This is a genomic window from Mycobacterium celatum, assembly GCF_002101595.1.
Lineage (GTDB): Bacteria > Actinomycetota > Actinomycetes > Mycobacteriales > Mycobacteriaceae > Mycobacterium > Mycobacterium celatum.
The window spans coordinates 46,286-64,056 of the sequence record NZ_LQOM01000048.1; the positions used below are offsets into that span (position 1 = coordinate 46,286).

The following is a 17,771-nucleotide window of genomic DNA, read 5'->3' on the forward strand; positions in this document are numbered from 1 at the left end:
CGCCTAGGACTTCAGCGCCTCGGCTGCCGCTTCGGCCCACTGCCGCCACTGTTCGGCGTTGGCTTTGGCTTCCTGGGCTTCCTTGTCGCGCCCAGCGGCCTCGGCTTTGGCGGCCTGGCGCTCGAACTGCTCGGCGCGGGCCTTGAACTGCTCGGCGCGGGCCTGCGCCTGCGGATCGGCCCAGTCCGACTCGCCGGCCTCACGCACCTTCTTCTCGACAGCGCGCAGCCGTCGCTCCAGTTCCGCCGAGCGCTCCCGCGGCACTTTGCCGATCGCATCCCACTTCTCCGCGATCGTCCGCAGCGCCGCCCGGGCGGCCTCCAGATTGCTGGTGTCGATCTTTTCCGCCTCCGCCAGCAGCGCCTCTTTGGCGGCGGCGTTGGCCCGCAACTCGGCGTCCCGTTCGGCCGTCGCGGCGTTGCGCGCCTTGAAGAACGTGTCCTGGGCGGCTTTGAAGCGATGCCACAGCGCGTCGTCGACGTCGCGGGGCGCCCTGCCCGCGCCCTTCCACTCGGTGAGCAGTTTGCGGAACTCGGCGCTGGTGGCGCTCCACTCGGTGGACTCGGACAGCTCTTCGGCCCGCTCGCACAGCCGCTCTTTGACCTCGCGGGCGCCCGCGCGCTCCCGGTCCAGCTCGGCGAAATGCGATCCGCGCCGCCGGTTGAACGTTTCCCGAGCCGCCGAATAGCGCTTCCACAGCGCGTCGTCGGTTTTGCGGTCCAGCCCGCCGATCGTCTTCCACTCGTCGAGAATCGCGCGCAGCCGGTCCCCGGCGGCTTTCCATTGCGTCGAGTTGGCGGCCAGCTCCTCGGCTTCGGCGGCGAGCTCCTCCTTGCGGGCGGTCTGGGCGGCGCGGTGCTCCTCGCGCCGGGCGCGTTCCGCGGCGGCAACCGCGTCGGCGTGTTCGGCGATGGCGGCCAGCCGGGCGGCCAGCGCGTCGACGTCACCAAGCACGCTTGCCGTCGGCAACGTCTCGGCCAGCGCCGCGGCGTGGGCTTTGATCTTGCGGGCATCGCCGGTGCCCGACGCCAGTCGCTCCTCCATCAGCGCGACCTCGGTGCTCAGGTCGTCGAATCGCCGGCCGAAGTGGGCGAATGCGGCCTCCGGGTCACCCGCCTGCCAGGAACCGATCACCCGCTCACCGGAGGAGCTGATCAGCCACACGGTGCCGTCGGGGTCGACGCGGCCGAACCGGCGTGGATCGGTGGCCAGCGGCGCTATCACGGGGTGGGGGGTGGGTCGAGGGCCGGGACGCGGCCCGGGCCGGGGCACCGGCCTGGATTCGTTGCTGCGGGACTCGTCAGCCATCTACACCGTCACCTACCCTTCGCGCGGGTTCATCCCGCGCACCTGCCGCGCATTGCGGCGCCGCCTGCCATGCCTCCCGGAGACATCCCCAGGGTTCCCCACCAGTATTGAAGCAGCTCGGCGGGCGGCGCGCCGCCACCTTTTTGTTGCCAACCTTGGCTAGGACGCCATGTGACAGTGGGTATCTACCCGCCACCGTGACCGGATATCGACGAGGAGAGACCCATGGCAGACGCGGATATCGCCAGTCTGCTTGCCCTGGGTGCGGCGCTGTTCATCGCAATCGGCGATGTCCTTCATCAGCGCTCGGCGCACGAGGTCACCGACGAACCCGTCGGCAACATCGGCCTGTTCGCCAAGCTGCTGCGCGATCGGCGCTGGTGGCTTGGCAGCCTGATATCCGCGGGCGGCTTCGCTTTGCAGGCGGCCGCCCTGGGTCTGGGCTCGGTGCTGTTGGTGCAGGCGCTGCTGGTCAGCTCCCTGCCGTTCGCGCTGCTGGTCAGCGCACGGCTGTCCCGTCGCGCGGTGACTCGCTGGGAGTGGGTGTGGGCGGCGCTGCTGGCAGCGGGAGTGGCGGTGATCGTCACGGTCGGCAACCCACAGGCCGGGCAGTCGCGGGCGACGTGGGAGACCTGGGCGTGGGTGGCCGCCGTGCTGGGGCCGGCGCTGGTGGCCTGTGTGATCGGCGCCCGAATGATCGGTGGCCGGGTGGCGGCGGTCCTGCTGGCGGTGGTGTCGGGTTCGCTGTGGGGCCTGTTCGCGGTGCTCACCAAGGGCGTCGTCGGCCAGATTCCGCACGGCGTCGGCGAGCTGCTGCGCACACCCGAGCTCTACGCCTTGGGGCTGGTCGCCCTGGCCGGCACCAGCTGGCAGCAGTCGGCGTTCCGGGCGGGCGCACTGACGGCGTCGCTGCCGACGATGACGGTCACCGAACCGGTCACGGGGGCCGTGCTCGGCGTCGTCGTGCTCGGCGAGACGCTGCACACCGGCGGGGCCGCGTTCGTCGCGCTGGCAGCAGCGGTCGTGGTGATGGCGGCGGCCACCGTTGCACTGGCCTACAGCGAGGCTGCAGCCACAGCACCCGAGCAACAACCCGCGTAGTTATCAAGGCGCACAACGGATTTCAGTCAGACGACACGCCCGGGCCGCGAATGCACCCCAGTTCCGGCAACCTTTTGTGACACTGGCAGACAACAGCAACCCGCACACCGCGAGGGGGTCCACCCATCACGTACGTCGATATCGCGGCGGTGCTCGCGCTTCTCGCAGCGCTGATCTCCGGGATCGGGGACGTGATCCGTCAGCGCTCCGCGCAGGAGATCACCGACGAACCCGTCGGCCACCTCGAGCTGTTCCGCATGTCGTTGCGCGACACCCGGTGGTGGGTGGGCGGCGTGGCGGCCGCCGCCAGTTTCGGTCTGCAGGCCGTGGCACTGGGCCTGGGATCGGTGGTGCTGGTGCAGGCACTGCAGGTGACCGCGCTGCTGTTCGCGCTTCCGGTCAACGCGCGGCTGACCGGTCAACCGGTGACGCGGCGGGAGTGGATGTGGGCGGTTCTGCTGGCCGGCGCAGTCGCCGTCTTCGTCACCGTCGGGGACCCGGCGGCGGGCTACCAGCGGGCCTCGTTGGGAAGTTGGGCCGTGGCGGCCGCGGTACTGGGCCCCGCGCTGGTGCTGTGTGTGCTGGCGGCGCGGATCTGGGCCGGCCCGGTCGCCGCGGTGCTGCTGGCACTGGTGTCCGCGTCGTCGTGGGCGTTGTTCGCGGTGCTGACCAAGGGCGTCGTCGACGTCTTGCCGGACGGCTTCGGGACCCTGTTGCGCGCGCCGGAGCTGTACGCCTGGGTCGCGGTCGCGTTGATCGGCACGGTGTTTCAGCAGTCGTCGTTTCGGGCCAGCGCCTTGACCGCCTCATTGCCGACGATGACGGTGGTCGAGCCGGCGGTGGCTTCGGTACTCGGGGTCACGCTGCTCGGCGAGACGTTGGACGCCGACGGCCCGGAGATGCTTGCCCTGGCGGCGTCGGTGCTTGTGGTGGTCGTCGCGACGGTCGCGCTGGCCCGCGGGGAGGCAGCGACGATGGCGGGCGGCGATTCGCAGCCGACCGCGACGGGGAGCGCTTACCGACCGGTGGGGGCGGGCACGGCCGGTACCCCGCTTGGCTCGGCGCAATAGAGTGGCAGCAATGTGGAGAACCGATCTTGCAGCGCTGATCGCGCTGTGCGCCGCGCTGGCATCTGCGTTCGGGGATGTCATTCGTCAGCGCTCCGCACAGGAGATCACCGACAAACAGGTCGGCCACCTCGAGCTGTTCGGCATGTCGTTGCGCGATCCCCGATGGTGGTTGGGCGGTGCGGGCGCCGTCGCCAACTACGCGCTGCAGGCCGGGGCGCTGGCGCTGGCGTCGGTCATGTTGGTGACGTCTTTGCAGGTGACGGCGCTGCTGTTCGCCCTGCCGATCTACGCGCGGTTTACCCATCACCGGGTGACGCGCTGGGAATGGACGTGGGCGGCGTTGCTGGCGGTGGCGCTGGCCGTGGTCGTCCTCGTCGGGGACCCGACCGCCGGCCAGTCGCGGGCGTCGCTGGAAACCTGGATTGTGGTGGCCATCGTGATGGGCCCGGCTTTGGTGTTGTGCGTGCTGGGAGCGCGGATCTGGTCGGGCGGTCCTGCGTCGGCGGTGCTGCTGGCAGTGGTGGCGGGTTCGTCGCTGGCGCTGTTCGCGGTGCTGACCAAGGGAGTCGTCGAGGTGCTCGAAGGCGGCTTCGGGGCGGTGCTGCGGGCGCCGGAGTTCTACGCCTGGATACCGGCTGCGCTGGCCGGGATGATCTTTCAGCAGTCGGCGTTTCGGGCGGGCGCGCTGACCGCCTCGTTGCCGACGATCACCGTGGCCAAGCCCGTTGTGGCCTCGGCGCTCGGTGTCACCGTGCTCGGCGAGTCGCTGCGGATCGACGGCGCCGAAGGCTTCGTGCTGACCGCGGCCGTCGCCATGGTCATCGTCGCGACGGTGGCGTTGGCCCGCGGCGAGGCCGCCACCATCGCCGCCGGCACCGGCCGCGACGTGCCGAGCACGCCCGAGCCCACGGCGCCCCTGGGGCGCTAGCGTGCTGGGCGCCATTGCGATCGTCCCGTCGGCGCCGGTGCTGGTTCCCCAGCTGGCCGGGACGGCCGCCGACGAGGTCGCCGACGTTCGGACTGCCGTGATCGCGGCAGCAGCTGCGCTGCCCCCGCAGTGGGTCGCGGTCGGCGTTGGCGGGGCGGAAGTCGTCTTCGGACCGGACAGCGTGGGCACGTTCGCAGGTTTCGGCGTCGACGTGCCGGTGCGACTCTCACCCGAAGCGCAGGGCACACCAACCGAACTGCCGCTGTGCGCGTTGTTCACCGGCTGGGTGCGCGGGCAGGCCCAGCCCGACGCGCGCGCGCAAGTGCGGGTCTACGCCGCCGGCCTCGGCGCCGAAGCGGCACGGGCCTGCGGGCGCCAACTGCGGGCCGAGCTGGAGCAGCACGCCGACCCGATCGGCGTGCTTGTCCTCGCCGATGGCGCCAATACCCTGACCCCCGCCGCGCCCGGCGGCCACCACCCCGAAGACGTCGACGTCCAGCGTGGGCTCGACGAGGCGCTGGCCACCGGCGACCTCGCCGCGCTGGCCCAGCTGCCCGACCGGGCCGTCGGCCGGGTGGCGTTCCAGGTGCTGGCGGGGCTCGCCGAGCCGGCGCCGCGATCGGCCAAGGAGCTCTACCGCGGAGCGCCCTACGGGGTGGGCTACTTCGCCGGCGTCTGGCAGCCGTGAGGCCGCTGGCGATCGTCGGGCCGACCGGCACCGGCAAGTCGCAGTTGGCGCTCGACGTCGCCGAGCAGCTCGGCGGTGAGATCGTGAACGCCGACGCGATGCAGCTCTACCGCGGGATGGACATCGGCACCGCGAAACTGCCTGTGGCGCAACGCCGCGGCGTCCCGCACCACCAGCTCGACGTCCTCGACGTCACCGAAACCGCGTCCGTCGCCCGCTATCAGCAGGCGGCCGCCGCCGACGTCGAGGAGATCGCGGCCCGCTCAGCGGTGCCGGTCATCGTCGGCGGGTCGATGCTGTACGTCCAGTCGTTGCTCGACGACTGGACGTTCCCGGCGACCGATCCGGCGGTGCGGGCCAAATGGGAGCGGCGGCTGGCCGAAGAAGGCCCCGCCGGATTGCACGCCGAGCTGGCCCGCCGCGATCCGGCTGCGGCGGCGTCGATCCTGCCGTCGGACGGTCGCCGCATCGTGCGGGCGCTGGAGGTGGTGGAGCTCACCGGGCAGCCCTTCGCGGCGTCGGCGCCGGACATCGGGACACCCCGATGGGACACTGCAATCGTCGGATTAGATTGCGACACAAAGCTTCTCGATGAGCGGCTGGCCCGGCGCACCGACGCGATGTTCGCGTCCGGCCTGGTCGACGAGGTCGTCGGGTTGCTGGGCCGCGGGCTGCGCGACGGCGTGACCGCCTCCCGGGCGTTGGGCTACGCCCAGGTGGTCGCCGACCTCGACGCGGGCGGCACCGGCGACGCCGCCCGGGAGCCCACGTTTATTGCCACCCGCCGCTATGTGCGACGGCAGCGCTCGTGGTTTCGCCGGGACCACCGCATCCACTGGCTCGACGCGGCCGCCTGCACCGTCGACGACGCGGTACGGGCCTGGCGGCACGTATCCTGAGCTGGTGAATTTCGCCAAGGGCCACGGCACGCAGAACGATTTCGTGCTGTTGCCCGACATGCACGCCGAGCTGCCGCTGACCCCGGCGGCCGTCGCCGCCTTGTGCGACCGGCGCCGCGGACTGGGCGCCGACGGCGTGCTGCGCGTCACCACCGCCGGCGCCGTCCTGGCGGCCGGGGTGCTCGATCGGCTGCCCGACGGGGTCGGCCCCGGCGACTGGTACATGGACTACCGCAACGCCGACGGGTCGGTTGCTCAGATGTGCGGCAACGGCGTCCGGGTGTTCGCGCACTACCTGCGGGCCAGCGGTATGGAGTCGCGCGACGAGTTCGTCGTCGGATCACTGGCCGGCCCGCGGCTCGTGAGCATGCACCACGTCGGCCCGGCCTACGCCGACGTCACCGTCGACATGGGCAAGACCAACGAGCTCGGGGTCGGCGAGGCGATCGTCGCCGGCCGGCCGTTCGCAGGGTTGGCGATCGACGTCGGCAACCCGCACCTGGCGTGCGTGGACGCCGACCTGACCGACGAGGACCTGGCCGCCCTGGACGTCGCCGCGCCGGTCTCGTTCGACCGCGAGCAGTTTCCCGACGGGGTGAACGTGGAAATCCTGACCGCGCCGCACGAGGGTGCGGTCTCCATGCGGGTACACGAGCGGGGCGTCGGCGAAACCCGGTCCTGCGGCACCGGAACCGTCGCCGCTGCCGTCGCCGCGCTGGCGTTCACCGGCGCGACCACCGGCACACTCACCGTGCGGGTGCCCGGCGGCGAGGTCGTCGTCACCATCACCGAGGGCACCAGCTACCTGCGCGGGCCGTCGGTGCTGGTGGCCCGCGGCGAACTCAGCGAGGAATGGTGGCGTGCCGAGCAGCGTTAATTCGGATGCGCGCCGCCGTCGCAGCGGGCACCATCGTAATTGCCTATGACTGAATTTCCCGAACTCACGCCCAGCACCGGCGAATTGGCGCTCGACGACCGCTCGGCGCTGCGCCGCGTCGCCGGGCTGTCCACCGAACTCGCCGACATCTCCGAGGTCGAGTACCGGCAACTACGTCTCGAGCGGGTCGTGCTCGTCGGCGTGTGGACCGAAGGCAGCGCCGCCGACGCCGAGGCCAGCCTCGCCGAACTCGCCGCGCTGGCCGAGACCGCCGGCTCCCAGGTGCTTGAAGGCATGATCCAGCGCCGCGACAAACCTGACGCCTCGACCTACATCGGCTCGGGCAAGGCCCAGGAGCTGCGCGAGGTGGTGCTGGCCACCGGCGCCGACACCGTGATCTGCGACGGCGAGCTGTCCCCGGCGCAGCTGACCGCGCTGGAAAAGGCCGTGCGGGTCAAGGTCGTCGACCGCACCGCGCTGATCCTCGACATCTTCGCCCAGCACGCCACCAGTCGCGAAGGCAAAGCCCAGGTGTCATTGGCGCAGATGGAATACATGCTGCCCCGGCTGCGTGGCTGGGGTGAGTCGATGTCGCGGCAGGCCGGTGGGCGCGCCGGCGGCAGCGGCGGCGGCGTCGGTCTGCGTGGCCCCGGTGAGACCAAGATCGAAACCGACCGGCGCCGCATCCGCGAACGAATGTCCAAGCTGCGCCGCGACATCAAGGCGATGAAGCAGGTCCGCGACACCCAGCGCAGCCGCCGGCTGCACAGCGACGTGCCGTCCATCGCGATCGTCGGCTACACCAACGCCGGCAAGTCCAGCCTGCTCAACGCGCTCACCGGCGCCGGGGTGCTGGTGCAGGACGCGCTGTTCGCCACCCTGGAGCCCACCACCCGGCGCGGCGAATTCGACGACGGACGGCCCTTCGTGGTCAGCGACACCGTCGGCTTCGTGCGTCATCTGCCCACCCAGCTGGTCGAGGCGTTCCGCTCGACGCTGGAAGAGGTCGTCGACGCCGACCTGCTGGTCCATGTCGTCGACGGCTCCGACGTCAACCCGCTGGCTCAGATCAACGCGGTGCGCCAGGTGATCTCCGAGGTGATCGCCGATCATCACGGCGACCCCGCGCCGGAGCTGATCGTGGTCAACAAGGTCGACGCCGCAAGCGATTTGGCGCTGGCCAAGCTGCGACGTGCACTGCCGGGCGCGCTGTTGGTGTCCGCGCGCACGGGCGAGGGCATCGGCGCGCTACGCCGGCGGATGGCCGAGCTCGCCGCCCCCACCGATACCGCCGTCGACGTGGTGATCCCTTACGACCGTGGCGATTTGGTGTCGCGTGTGCATGCTGACGGCCGGGTGCAGCAGACCGAGCACAACAGCGACGGCACCCGGATCAAGGCCCGCGTACCGGTGGCGCTGGCCGCCAGCCTGCGTGAGTTCTCCGCATCCTAGGAAAGTTCCCGTCGAGCGCGTAGGGTGAGGGAGTCGACGGTATCTCGCGCGCGGCGCTAGCCGCGTCGTCGTCGATTCGAATGATTGGCCGGTTCGCGGCCGAGGCAGGAGCGTCGCCATGACGCTACAAATGCGCCCAACTCCAGGCGATCGGCACCCGGTGCCCCCGTACCAGACACCGCGGCTGCGGTTGAAGCCGAAGGCGCGTCCGAGCGGCTACGTCGACGGCGCCTGGTGGCCGCGCAGTAATGAGCTCACCGCCGAGCTTCCGGACCTGCTTGCCGTGCTGTCGGTGCGACTCGGCGCCATCGGCCGGGTGCTCTACAACCTCGATGAATGGCCCAAAGCGCCAGTGAAATTCGCGACAGGCGGTGGCCTGGTGCGACTGGACGGCTTCCAAAACCAGCCGGCACACACGCTGGAAGTGCTTGGCGTCAACCGCAGCAACGTCGTCCTTCTGGTCGTCTCCCCGAACGCCGACACTGATCATGCACACAGCACGATGATGGCCGCCGCTGCGCCGGACGACGACACGAGTGTCGCTGGGCTGCTTGGTATCAGCGCAGGCGACGGCGCGGACCGGTTACGGATCCACGCCGGGCATCTGCGACGCCGGGGCCGCTAGCACCGAAACGATGAGTGCCGAATCCTGATCGTGGGCGTAGGCTCTGTTAACCGGGACCGAAAATGGCCCCAATGTGAAGGGGCTAACAATGGCTGACAAGTCTCCTCGGCAAACGATGTCGAAGAAATCCGGTAAGTCTCTGAAAGAGAAGCGTGCCGACAAGCGGGCCAAGGCAGACCACAGCTCTGCGGTCGAAGTCTCGCTGCATGGCAAGAAGCATTGAGGAACAAGAACTTTCGCTGACATGTCCGCCGGGCCGGGGCTCGGCCGACGGCAGATCCACGCCGTGAGGTATGGTTGCGCCGAACGTTGGTGTCACGAGGAATGACGCCAATACGTCGTGGAACGCTTTATCCGTCGCCCAGGCGCCGGCCGTAGACCGAAAGGTTGCGGCCCGATCCGCCGATTCCGGCGATCAGTGCACCCGCACAAGCTCTTCTTGCGGCGATCGATTTTGCCGACCGGCAATCTCGCCACCGTGTGCGCCAGCGCCGCTTGACGTCTCCGTCGCGGCAGCTCGCACAACCGATGCCCGAAAGGCACTCAACACATGACGACATCCTTTGCTGACCTCGGCGTGCCCAAACCACTTGTCAGGGTGCTCGCCGCCCGTGGTGTCAGCACGCCTTTTCCGATTCAGGTCAGCACGCTGCCCGACACCCTCTCCGGCCGCGACGTACTCGGCCGCGGCAAGACCGGCAGCGGAAAAACCCTGGCATTTTCGATTCCACTGGTGACCCGGCTTGCGGACGGCAAGCGACGCCCGTCGCGCCCGTCAGGTCTGGTGCTCGCGCCGACGCGCGAACTGGCCACCCAGATCTGCGAGGCACTCGAACCGCTGGCTGGGCCCTACGGGCTGAAAGTCACCACGATCTTCGGTGGCGTTTCGCAAACCCGCCAGGAGGCCGCGCTCAGGGGCGGCGTGGACATCGTGGTGGCGTGCCCCGGCCGGCTCGAAGACCTGATGAAACAGCGCCTGATCAGCCTCGACGGCGTCGAGATCAGCGTGCTCGACGAGGCCGACCACATGGCCGACCTCGGCTTTCTGCCCGGCGTCACCCGCATCCTGGCGTCGACGCCGGCCGGCGGTCAGCGGCTGCTGTTCTCCGCGACCCTCGACAACGGCGTGGACAAGCTGGTCAAGCGTTTCCTGCGCAACCCCGTATCGCGCTCCGTCGATGAGGTCAGCGCGCCGCCGGCGGCGATGACCCACCACGTGTTCCACGTCGCCGGAGTCGAGGCCAAAAAGGAACTCGTGCATCGGCTGGCGTCCGGCGCCGGGCGGCGCATTCTTTTCATGCGGACCAAGCACCAGGCTCGCAAGCTCGCGAGGCAGCTCACCGCATCCGGCGTGCCGGCAGTCGACCTGCACGGCAACCTGTCTCAGCCCGCGCGTGAGCGTAACCTCGCGGCGTTCACCGCGGGCCAGACCCGCGTACTGGTAGCCACCGACATCGCCGCGCGTGGCGTACACGTCGACGACGTCGAGCTGGTGGTGCACGTGGATCCCCCCGCGGAGCACAAGGCATACCTGCACCGGTCCGGTCGCACGGCGCGGGCTGGCAGCGCCGGTGACGTGGTCACCGTGGTGCTGCCCGAGCAGCGCAGGGAGACCCAGCTGCTGTTACGCAAAGCCGGGATTGCCGTCACGCCGCAACAGGTCGTGGCCGACTCCGCGGCGGTGCACGCACTCACCGGCGAGGTTGCGCCGTTTCGGCAGCCCGCGGCCAAGGCCACCCAGCCGGCACGAGGTGCGCGACAACGGCGACGCGGCGGCGCCGGAGAACATAGTCATCCTCACAAGCACAGCCGGGCCGAGGCGAGCGCCACCCAGGGTCGGCGGCGGGCTCGTCGTCCCCAGCAGGGTACCCGGGTGACTCACTCGACATCGTAGACGTCTTCGGCAGGTGTTTCCATGACCCGTTGCGCCAGAACGGTTTTGAGAGCATCGAGTCGGCGTTCTTGCTCTGGTGTGCGGTCCTGCGTTCGGGCCAGGTCGATGAATTCCTCGGTGACGAACCCGTCGCGCAGAATCAGTGTCACCGAATTGCCGCCGATGCTCACCTCGAAGACAAAGTCTTCGAGCAACCGGCCACGGTCGGCTTGGACCAGACTGCGGTCCACGCTGTAGCGGCCATCCGCCACGGCACGCGTCACGGCCTCAAAACCGTCCCGGGCGCCCGGCCCGCGGAACGCGGTTCGCACGGCCACCGAACGCCGCTGTGGTGGTGCGTCCGGCGACAGCACTGCGAACGCCCGCTGCATGACCTTGAAGGCGTGCGCCACACCGGCCGGCGAGTACGGCCCGGCGTAGCGCAGCATGTCGGCGAACGAGAACTGCAGCGTCTGTCCGCGTTCTCGCACCTGGATGGTCTCGACCATGCGCAATTCCTGATTCAGCAACGAAGACGCACGAAGTAGTCGATCACTCTAGACGCGCTCCCCGGGCAAGGCTTTGCTGAAGACATGTCGACTGCGGTCACAGTGCCTCCGGCCGGACTGGCCCGAGCGATCGAGCGAATTCGCCACCACACCTGTCGACTCCACCAGCGGTTGGCGCCCGCGCCCGCCGTGATGATGGAGATGATGCATGCCGCCTGGATGTCGCAGGCGATCGCGGTAGCCGCCGAGCTCGGCGTCGCCGATGCCCTTGCCGAAGGACCGCTGCGGATTTACGAGTTGGCAGACCGGGTCGGCGCGGACCCGGACGCGCTGCGCCGGTTACTGCGGGCGTTGATCAGCCGCGGGGTATTCCGTCGGCGTCGCGACGGCCGCTACGAGCTGAATCCGCCTGCGGACACGCTGCGGCGGGATGCTTCGGTATCGATGGCCGGCGCGGCGCGGTTCTTCGGGTCGCGGCAACATCGCGAGCACTGGAGTCTCGGAGCTGGCGATGGCTCCGATCGTCGCGAGCTACGACTTCAGCGCCTATCCCACGATCGTCGACGTCGGCGGCGGGCACGGCCGGCTGTTGGCCGCCATTCTGGCGGCGACGCCGAACATCCGCGGTGTGTTGTACGACCTGCCGCACGTCGTCGCCGCAGCCCCGACGCCGCTACGGGAGCACGGCGTGTCGGACCGGGTGTGCATTGTCGAGGGCTCGTTCTTCGACAATGTGCCCGAAAGAGGGGACGCCTACATCCTCAAGAACGTCATCCACGACTGGCCCGACGAGAAGGCCGCACAGATCCTGCGCAACGTGCGCACATTAGCTCGAGCCGGCGCGACGGTGTTGCTGGTCGAGTTGGTGATCCCGGAGCACAATCGCGAATTCCTCGGCAAATGGGTGGACTTGGAGATGCTGTTGTGTTCGGCGGCCCGCGAGCGCACCGCGGCCGAGTACCGCGACCCGCTCGAGCGGGCCGGATTCCGGATGACGCGGGTGGTGCCGACCGCCTCGCCGGCCAGCATCGTGGAGGCGACGGCGGTTTAGGCGCTACCGGCGGTCCAACCAACCGCCCGGTTGGTATATGTTGGGCGGAAGAGTCCCCATTCGCCGGAGGTGATCCATGGGTAGCGCCATCAAATATGAGCGCACGCTGTTCGAGCCCGAGCATGAACTGTTCCGCGAGGCCTACCGCGCCTTCCTGGACCGCCACGTCGCGCCGTACCACGACGAGTGGGAGAAGGCCAAGATCGTCGATCGCGGGGTGTGGCTGGAGGCCGGCAAGCAGGGCTTTCTGGGCATGGCGGTGCCCGAAGAATACGGCGGCGGGGGCAACGCAGACTTCCGCTACAACACGATCGTCACCGAGGAGACCACCAAGGGCCGCTACAGCGGCATCGGCTTCGGCTTGCACAACGACGTCGTGGCCCCGTACCTGCTGCGGTTGTGCACCGAGGAGCAGAAGCAGCGCTGGCTGCCCAAGTTCTGCACCGGGGAACTGATCACCGCGATCGCGATGACCGAGCCGGGCACCGGCAGTGACCTGCAGGGCATCAAGACCCGCGCGGTCAAGCAGGGCGACCACTACGTGCTCAACGGGTCCAAGACGTTCATCACCAACGGCATCAACTCCGACCTGGTGATCGTGGTGGCCCAGACCGACCCCGACAAAGGCGCGCAAGGCTTTTCGCTGCTGGTCGTCGAACGCGGCATGGAGGGATTCGAGCGCGGCCGGCACCTGGACAAGATCGGTTTGGACGCCCAGGACACCGCAGAGTTGTCGTTCACCGACGTCAAGGTCCCCGCGGAAAACCTGCTCGGGCAGGAGGGCATGGGCTTCATCTACCTCATGCAGAACCTGCCGCAGGAGCGCATCTCGATCGCGATCATGGCGGCCACCGCGATGGAGACCGTGCTCGAGCAGACGGTGCAATACACCAAGGAGCGCAAGGCGTTTGGCCGGCCGATCGGCAGTTTCCAGAACAGCCGGTTCCTGCTGGCCGAGTTGGCCACCGAGGCCACCGTGGTGCGGATGATGGTCGACGAGTTCATCCGGCTGCACCTGGAGGAGAAGCTGACCGCCGAGCAGGCCGCGATGGCCAAGTGGTACTCCACCGAAAAACAGGTGCACCTGATCGATCGCTGCCTGCAATTGCACGGCGGCTACGGCTACATGCGCGAATACCCAATCGCCCGAGCCTATCTCGACGCGCGGGTGCAGACGATCTACGGCGGCACCACCGAGATCATGAAAGAGATCATCGGCCGCGGCCTCGGCGTATAGCACCATCGCGGCGACCCGCCGCGCGCGGCCTCGCCGTCTAGCTCTAGCTCCCGTTGTACCCGTCGTGCGCCCGGTGGGCCCGCTCGAGCAGATCCATCAGCTCGTCGGACTCTCTGATCCGCGCACGGTATTCCATTGGCAGCGCCCGGATTTGACCCTCTTCCCGCAGTAGCCGGGCGAAGATCTTCTCCCGCTCGACGGGGTCCACCTCGTAGTGGCGGTCCAGGTACTCCGTCGCATGCCGGCGGGCGTTGGCGACGGCGTTCTGCACCCGTCCACGCTCGGAGAGCAGCGACGCCGCCGTCGTGACGACCAGAACGACGACGATCACCGTCAGCGAGACGGTGGTGCTCACCTTGCCGACGGGAACCGGCTTGCCGCCGTTGATGAACGGCACGTTGTTCTCGTGCAGTGCCTGCAGCATTAGCTTGACGCCGATGAAGCCGAGAATGCCCGCTAACCCATAGGACAGGTAGATCAACCGGTCCAGCAGACCGTCGATCAGAAAGTACAACTGCCGAAGACCCAAGAGCGAGAACGCCGTAGCGCTGAAGATCAGGTAGACGTTCTGGGTCAGGCCGAACAACGCGGGTATCGAGTCGAACGCGAACAGCAGGTCGCTGCCGCCGACGGCGATCATCACCATCAGCATCGGCGTCATCACCCGTTTGCCGTTCTCGTCAATGAACAACCGGTCGCCGTCGTAGCGATCGGAGGTGCGCAGGAATCGCTTGGCAATACGGATGACAGCAAGGTTTGCGGTGCGGCCCTCCGATGCCGTCGGCCTGACCAGGTTGCCCGCGGTGACCAGCAGGACAACCCCGAAAAGGTAGAACGCCCAACCGAACAGGGTGATGAATGCGGCGCCCAGAAAAATGAATGCGGTGCGCGCCACCGTCGCCGCCACGATGCCGAACAACAGCACTTTCTGCTGGGCGACCCGCGGCACCGCGAAACTGCCGATGATCACCAGAAAGACGAACAGGTTGTCGACGGAAAGGGCTTCGTTACTCAAGTAACACGCGAAATATTCCACGCCCATCGTGGTGTCACCGAAGATCATCACGGCGACGCCGAATAGTATTGCGATTCCCAGATAGGACGCCGACCAGACGGCGGCTTCGGGCAGCGTCGGCGCGTGCGATTTGCGCACGTGGAAGAAATAGTCGAACAACGTCAGGGCGACGAGCACGACGATGGTCAGGGTCCAGACCAATGGGGAAACACCCATGTCCGATGCGTTTCCTCCCGTGGCGTTCCGCGCTGAGCCCCTTCCCGGCACGGTAACGCACCCCTGCTGCACGCGCAGCGCACTCATCCCGCGATACCAACGCAGTCGGGCATCATTTCGACATCGCCTGGATATCTGTTTCCGTAATGTCTGCGATATGACTTCGCGATTCGCATTGCGCTGGCGCAAAGTAGTACAGCCCGGCGACGACGCGGGCTTTGGAGGTGCGGTGAGACGGCAGCAACGACGATTCGGCACGGCGGTGCGGCGCGCGGCGCTCGGTGTGGTGGCCGTGGCGGCGGGCCTGGCCATGGTGCAGGCCCTGGTGCTGCCCACCGCAGCGGCGTCCCCGGAAAGCGACGCCGACGACGCGATCACCGCGGCGTGGGAGGCCGCCGGCGGCGAGAACTCGGATCTCGGCGCTAAGCAGGGCGACGTCTACGCCGTCGGCGCCGGGTTCGCCCAGGATTTCGACCACGGCAAGATCTTTTTCACGCCCCAGACCGGTGCGCGGTCGATGTACGGCGCAGTGCTGGACAAATACGAGTCATTGGGCGGACCCGCGGGCAGCGACCTCGGCTTCCCGACCATCGACGAGGTACCGGGCCTGGCCGGACCAGACAGCAGGGTCAGCACGTTCTCGGCCAGCGACAAGCCGGTGATCTTCTGGACGCCCGAGCACGGCGCCTTTGTCGTACGCGGCGCGATCAACGCGGCCTGGGACAAACTGGGCAGCTCCGGTGGCGTGCTCGGCGTGCCGGTCGGCGACGAAACCTACAACGGCGAGGTCGCCACGCAGCCGTTCAGCGGCGGCCAGGTCTCCTGGAACCGGCTGATCAAGACGTTCACCACGACCCCGCCGGAGTTGGCGCAGCAGCTGGCGGACCTGCAGGTTCCGATCGATCCGACCGCCGCCATCAACATGGCCTGGCGCGCGGCCGGCGGGGCGTCCGGTCCGCTGGGCGCCAAACAGGGCGGGCAGTACCCGATCGGCGACGACGGGCTGGCCCAGAACTTCGCCGGCGGCAAGGTCTTTTTCAGCCCGGCCACCGGCGCCAATGCCGTCGAGAGCGACATCCTGGCCAAATACGAGTCGCTGGGCGGGCCGGCCGGCAGCGATTTGGGTTTCCCCACCGCCAACGAGGCCGACGGCGGCATCAAACCGGCCAGCCGAGTCTGCACCTTTTCGGCCACCGACAAGCCGGTGATCTTCTGGACCCCCGACCACGGCGCGTTCGTGGTACGCGGGGCAATGAAGGCGGCGTGGGACAAACTCGGCGGCGCCACCGGCAAGCTGGGCGCCCCGGTGGGCGATCAGACGGTGGACCGCGACGTGGTCAGCCAGAAGTTCACCGGCGGCAAGATCGCCTGGGACCGCGCGAAGAACACCTTCAGCACCGAGCCGGCCAACCTGGCGTCGTCACTGTCCGGCCTGCAGATCCCCGGACAGAACGCGCCGGCCGCTCCCGCACGGCCAGCCGGCACAGGCGCCGGGCATGCATGGCACTGGTGGTGGCTGTTGAGCATCATCCCGATGCTGCTGCTGATCGGGCTGGTCGCGCTGGCTCCGCGGGCATGGCGGCGGCGCCGCAAAGCCGCCGCCCCGCGCGTCGCGGCTTTCGAACCCGAACCCGAAACGGAGGCCGGCTATGACACCGCTCCGGAGCCGGATCGGCGCTGGGCGTCCGGCGCCGAGGGTGAGCCCGCAACGTCACCGTTCGCCCGCGCCTATCCGCAACCCGCGGAGCCCTCGCCGATGGCCGAGCCCAGCCGCCCGGACGGCGGCTGGATCCCTCGATCCGGCACGGATCCGGACGAAGGCTTGTTGACGGGCGAAACGCGCAGCGCCGCAGTGTCTTCCGAAGTCGGACAGGACGTGGAAGGGGAAGAAGAAGACCCCGACGCCGTGGACACCGCGCCCACGCGGATTCCCACCGAGAGTGAGCTCCGCTCCGGGCGCCACGCGGCCGCCGACGCGGACACCGAGGAGCCCGGCGAGCCTGCCAACCCGGCGATCCACCTGCCGCTGGACGACCCGGACGAGGCGCCGGAGGGTTACCCGGTCAAGGGCAATGCCAGCTTCGGCCTGTACTACACACCCGACAGTGCGCTCTACGACGATGCATTCGCCGAAATCTGGTTCGCCAGTGAGGAAATCGCGCAGGTCAACGGCTTCACCCGGGCCGAGTAGCCGGATCAGATCTTGCGGATGACGGTGACGACCTTGCCGAGCACGGCGGCGTCGTTTCCGGGGATGGGATCGAACGCCGGGTTGTGCGGCATCAGCCAGACCTGGCCGCCGGTGCGTTTGAACGTCTTGACGGTGGCCTCGCCGTCGATCATCGCCGCGACGATGTCGCCGTTGTCGGCGACGTTCTGCTGACGTACGACCACCCAGTCGCCGTCGCAGATCGCGGCGTCGACCATCGAGTCGCCGACCACCCGCAGCAGAAACAGCGCGCCCTCACCGACCAGCTCGCGCGGCAGCGGAAAGACGTCCTCGACGGCCTCCTCGGCGAGGATCGGACCGCCGGCCGCGATGCGCCCCAGCACAGGCACAAAGGTGGGCTCCGGCAAGGCATCCGAGCCTGACACGTCGGTGACCACGGCGGGCCCGGCCGCTTCGTCGGCGCCGCGGACGTCGACCGCGCGCGGCCGGTTCGGGTCCCGCCGCAGATAGCCTTTGCGCTCCAGGGTGCGCAGCTGGTGCGCCACCGAGGACGTCGACGTCAGGCCCACCGCATCCCCGATCTCTCGGATGCTCGGCGGGTAGCCGCGGCTGGTGACCGACGCGCGGATGACATCCAGGATGGTGCGCTGCCGCTCGGTCAGCCCGGAATCCGTGGACCGCTCTCGACGACTGGTACCCGGGTTATCGCTGCGCTCGCTCATAGGAACGAATGTAGACCCAATCGCACCGAA

At 68.8% G+C, this 17,771-nt stretch carries 16 protein-coding genes and 1 pseudogene; 13 read left to right on the forward strand and 4 right to left on the reverse strand.

Annotated features, from left to right (window positions below; all coding sequences use genetic code 11):
* Positions 1-3: 3 nt before the first annotated feature.
* Positions 4-1,308, reverse strand: coding sequence for a DUF349 domain-containing protein (locus tag AWB95_RS20670; RefSeq protein ID WP_085168588.1), 1,305 nt, complete (start codon positions 1,306-1,308; stop codon positions 4-6).
* Positions 1,309-1,533: 225 nt separating this feature from the next.
* On the opposite strand from AWB95_RS20670, the gene AWB95_RS20675 reads away from it, so the two are divergent.
* From AWB95_RS20675 to AWB95_RS20715, 10 genes are all read left to right on the forward strand, one after another.
* Positions 1,534-2,409: a DMT family transporter gene (locus tag AWB95_RS20675; RefSeq protein ID WP_062540018.1), complete on the forward strand. Its 876-nt coding sequence runs from the start codon at positions 1,534-1,536 to the stop codon at positions 2,407-2,409.
* Between the two features lie 125 nt (positions 2,410-2,534).
* Positions 2,535-3,479 (forward strand): DMT family transporter, encoded by a 945-nt coding sequence (locus tag AWB95_RS20680; protein ID WP_169714724.1) that lies wholly within the window; start codon positions 2,535-2,537, stop codon positions 3,477-3,479.
* A 10-nt stretch (positions 3,480-3,489) separates the two neighbouring features.
* Complete coding sequence (locus tag AWB95_RS20685; protein WP_085168589.1) at positions 3,490-4,407, forward strand: DMT family transporter; 918 nt, start codon at positions 3,490-3,492, stop codon at positions 4,405-4,407.
* 1 nt (position 4,408) lies between these two features.
* The gene (locus AWB95_RS20690; protein ID WP_085168590.1) at positions 4,409-5,095 is read left to right on the forward strand and encodes a class III extradiol ring-cleavage dioxygenase family protein; all 687 of its coding nucleotides are present in this window, start codon (positions 4,409-4,411) and stop codon (positions 5,093-5,095) included.
* Positions 5,092-5,994 carry a tRNA (adenosine(37)-N6)-dimethylallyltransferase MiaA gene (miaA, locus tag AWB95_RS20695; RefSeq protein ID WP_062541605.1) on the forward strand — a complete coding sequence of 301 codons (903 nt, stop codon included), beginning with the start codon at positions 5,092-5,094 and terminating at the stop codon, positions 5,992-5,994. The genes AWB95_RS20690 and miaA overlap by 4 nt, the downstream gene beginning before the upstream one ends.
* Before the next feature lie 4 nt (positions 5,995-5,998).
* Positions 5,999-6,871, forward strand: coding sequence for a diaminopimelate epimerase (dapF, locus tag AWB95_RS20700; RefSeq protein WP_085168591.1), 873 nt, complete (start codon positions 5,999-6,001; stop codon positions 6,869-6,871).
* 45 nt (positions 6,872-6,916) lie between these two features.
* The gene (gene hflX, locus AWB95_RS20705; RefSeq protein ID WP_062541656.1) at positions 6,917-8,323 is read left to right on the forward strand and encodes a GTPase HflX; all 1,407 of its coding nucleotides are present in this window, start codon (positions 6,917-6,919) and stop codon (positions 8,321-8,323) included.
* Between the two features lie 118 nt (positions 8,324-8,441).
* The gene (locus AWB95_RS20710) at positions 8,442-8,948 is read left to right on the forward strand and encodes a DUF5994 family protein (RefSeq protein ID WP_099539759.1); all 507 of its coding nucleotides are present in this window, start codon (positions 8,442-8,444) and stop codon (positions 8,946-8,948) included.
* Between the two features lie 88 nt (positions 8,949-9,036).
* Positions 9,037-9,171, forward strand: a complete 135-nt coding sequence (locus AWB95_RS23995; RefSeq protein WP_099539760.1) for a hypothetical protein — start codon at positions 9,037-9,039, stop codon at positions 9,169-9,171.
* A gap of 327 nt (positions 9,172-9,498) precedes the next feature.
* The gene (locus tag AWB95_RS20715; protein ID WP_062541657.1) at positions 9,499-10,842 is read left to right on the forward strand and encodes a DEAD/DEAH box helicase; all 1,344 of its coding nucleotides are present in this window, start codon (positions 9,499-9,501) and stop codon (positions 10,840-10,842) included.
* Here AWB95_RS20715 and AWB95_RS20720 read toward each other — a convergent pair.
* Positions 10,827-11,330, reverse strand: coding sequence for a hypothetical protein (locus tag AWB95_RS20720; RefSeq protein ID WP_062541662.1), 504 nt, complete (start codon positions 11,328-11,330; stop codon positions 10,827-10,829). The genes AWB95_RS20715 and AWB95_RS20720 overlap by 16 nt on opposite strands.
* Before the next feature lie 84 nt (positions 11,331-11,414).
* On the opposite strand from AWB95_RS20720, the pseudogene AWB95_RS20725 reads away from it, so the two are divergent.
* Positions 11,415-12,381: pseudogene (locus tag AWB95_RS20725) on the forward strand (methyltransferase).
* Positions 12,382-12,457: 76 nt separating this feature from the next.
* Positions 12,458-13,618, forward strand: coding sequence for an acyl-CoA dehydrogenase family protein (locus AWB95_RS20730; protein ID WP_062541658.1), 1,161 nt, complete (start codon positions 12,458-12,460; stop codon positions 13,616-13,618).
* 43 nt (positions 13,619-13,661) lie between these two features.
* On the opposite strand, the gene AWB95_RS20735 is transcribed toward AWB95_RS20730, so the two are convergent.
* Complete coding sequence (locus AWB95_RS20735) at positions 13,662-14,849, reverse strand: TerC/Alx family metal homeostasis membrane protein (RefSeq protein WP_062541659.1); 1,188 nt, start codon at positions 14,847-14,849, stop codon at positions 13,662-13,664.
* A 229-nt stretch (positions 14,850-15,078) separates the two neighbouring features.
* On the opposite strand from AWB95_RS20735, the gene AWB95_RS20740 reads away from it, so the two are divergent.
* Positions 15,079-17,040 (forward strand): LGFP repeat-containing protein, encoded by a 1,962-nt coding sequence (locus AWB95_RS20740; RefSeq protein WP_428838837.1) that lies wholly within the window; start codon positions 15,079-15,081, stop codon positions 17,038-17,040.
* A 5-nt stretch (positions 17,041-17,045) separates the two neighbouring features.
* On the opposite strand, the gene lexA is transcribed toward AWB95_RS20740, so the two are convergent.
* Positions 17,046-17,741, reverse strand: coding sequence for a transcriptional repressor LexA (gene lexA, locus AWB95_RS20745; RefSeq protein WP_062541660.1), 696 nt, complete (start codon positions 17,739-17,741; stop codon positions 17,046-17,048).
* Positions 17,742-17,771 lie beyond the last annotated feature (30 nt).

Bases quoted from the DNA above. Each gene is read 5' to 3' on its own strand.
- lexA (WP_062541660.1), bottom strand. From the start codon at position 17,741: ATGAGCGAGCGCAGCGATAACCCGGGTACCAGTCGTCGAGAGCGGTCC.
- AWB95_RS20715 (WP_062541657.1), top strand. From the start codon at position 9,499: ATGACGACATCCTTTGCTGACCTCGGCGTGCCCAAACCACTTGTCAGG.
- AWB95_RS20675 (WP_062540018.1), top strand. From the start codon at position 1,534: ATGGCAGACGCGGATATCGCCAGTCTGCTTGCCCTGGGTGCGGCGCTG.
- AWB95_RS20720 (WP_062541662.1), bottom strand. From the start codon at position 11,330: ATGGTCGAGACCATCCAGGTGCGAGAACGCGGACAGACGCTGCAGTTC.
- hflX (WP_062541656.1), top strand. From the start codon at position 6,917: ATGACTGAATTTCCCGAACTCACGCCCAGCACCGGCGAATTGGCGCTC.
- AWB95_RS23995 (WP_099539760.1), top strand. From the start codon at position 9,037: ATGGCTGACAAGTCTCCTCGGCAAACGATGTCGAAGAAATCCGGTAAG.
- AWB95_RS20685 (WP_085168589.1), top strand. From the start codon at position 3,490: ATGTGGAGAACCGATCTTGCAGCGCTGATCGCGCTGTGCGCCGCGCTG.
- AWB95_RS20670 (WP_085168588.1), bottom strand. From the start codon at position 1,308: ATGGCTGACGAGTCCCGCAGCAACGAATCCAGGCCGGTGCCCCGGCCC.
- AWB95_RS20735 (WP_062541659.1), bottom strand. From the start codon at position 14,849: ATGGGTGTTTCCCCATTGGTCTGGACCCTGACCATCGTCGTGCTCGTC.
- AWB95_RS20730 (WP_062541658.1), top strand. From the start codon at position 12,458: ATGGGTAGCGCCATCAAATATGAGCGCACGCTGTTCGAGCCCGAGCAT.
- AWB95_RS20710 (WP_099539759.1), top strand. From the start codon at position 8,442: ATGACGCTACAAATGCGCCCAACTCCAGGCGATCGGCACCCGGTGCCC.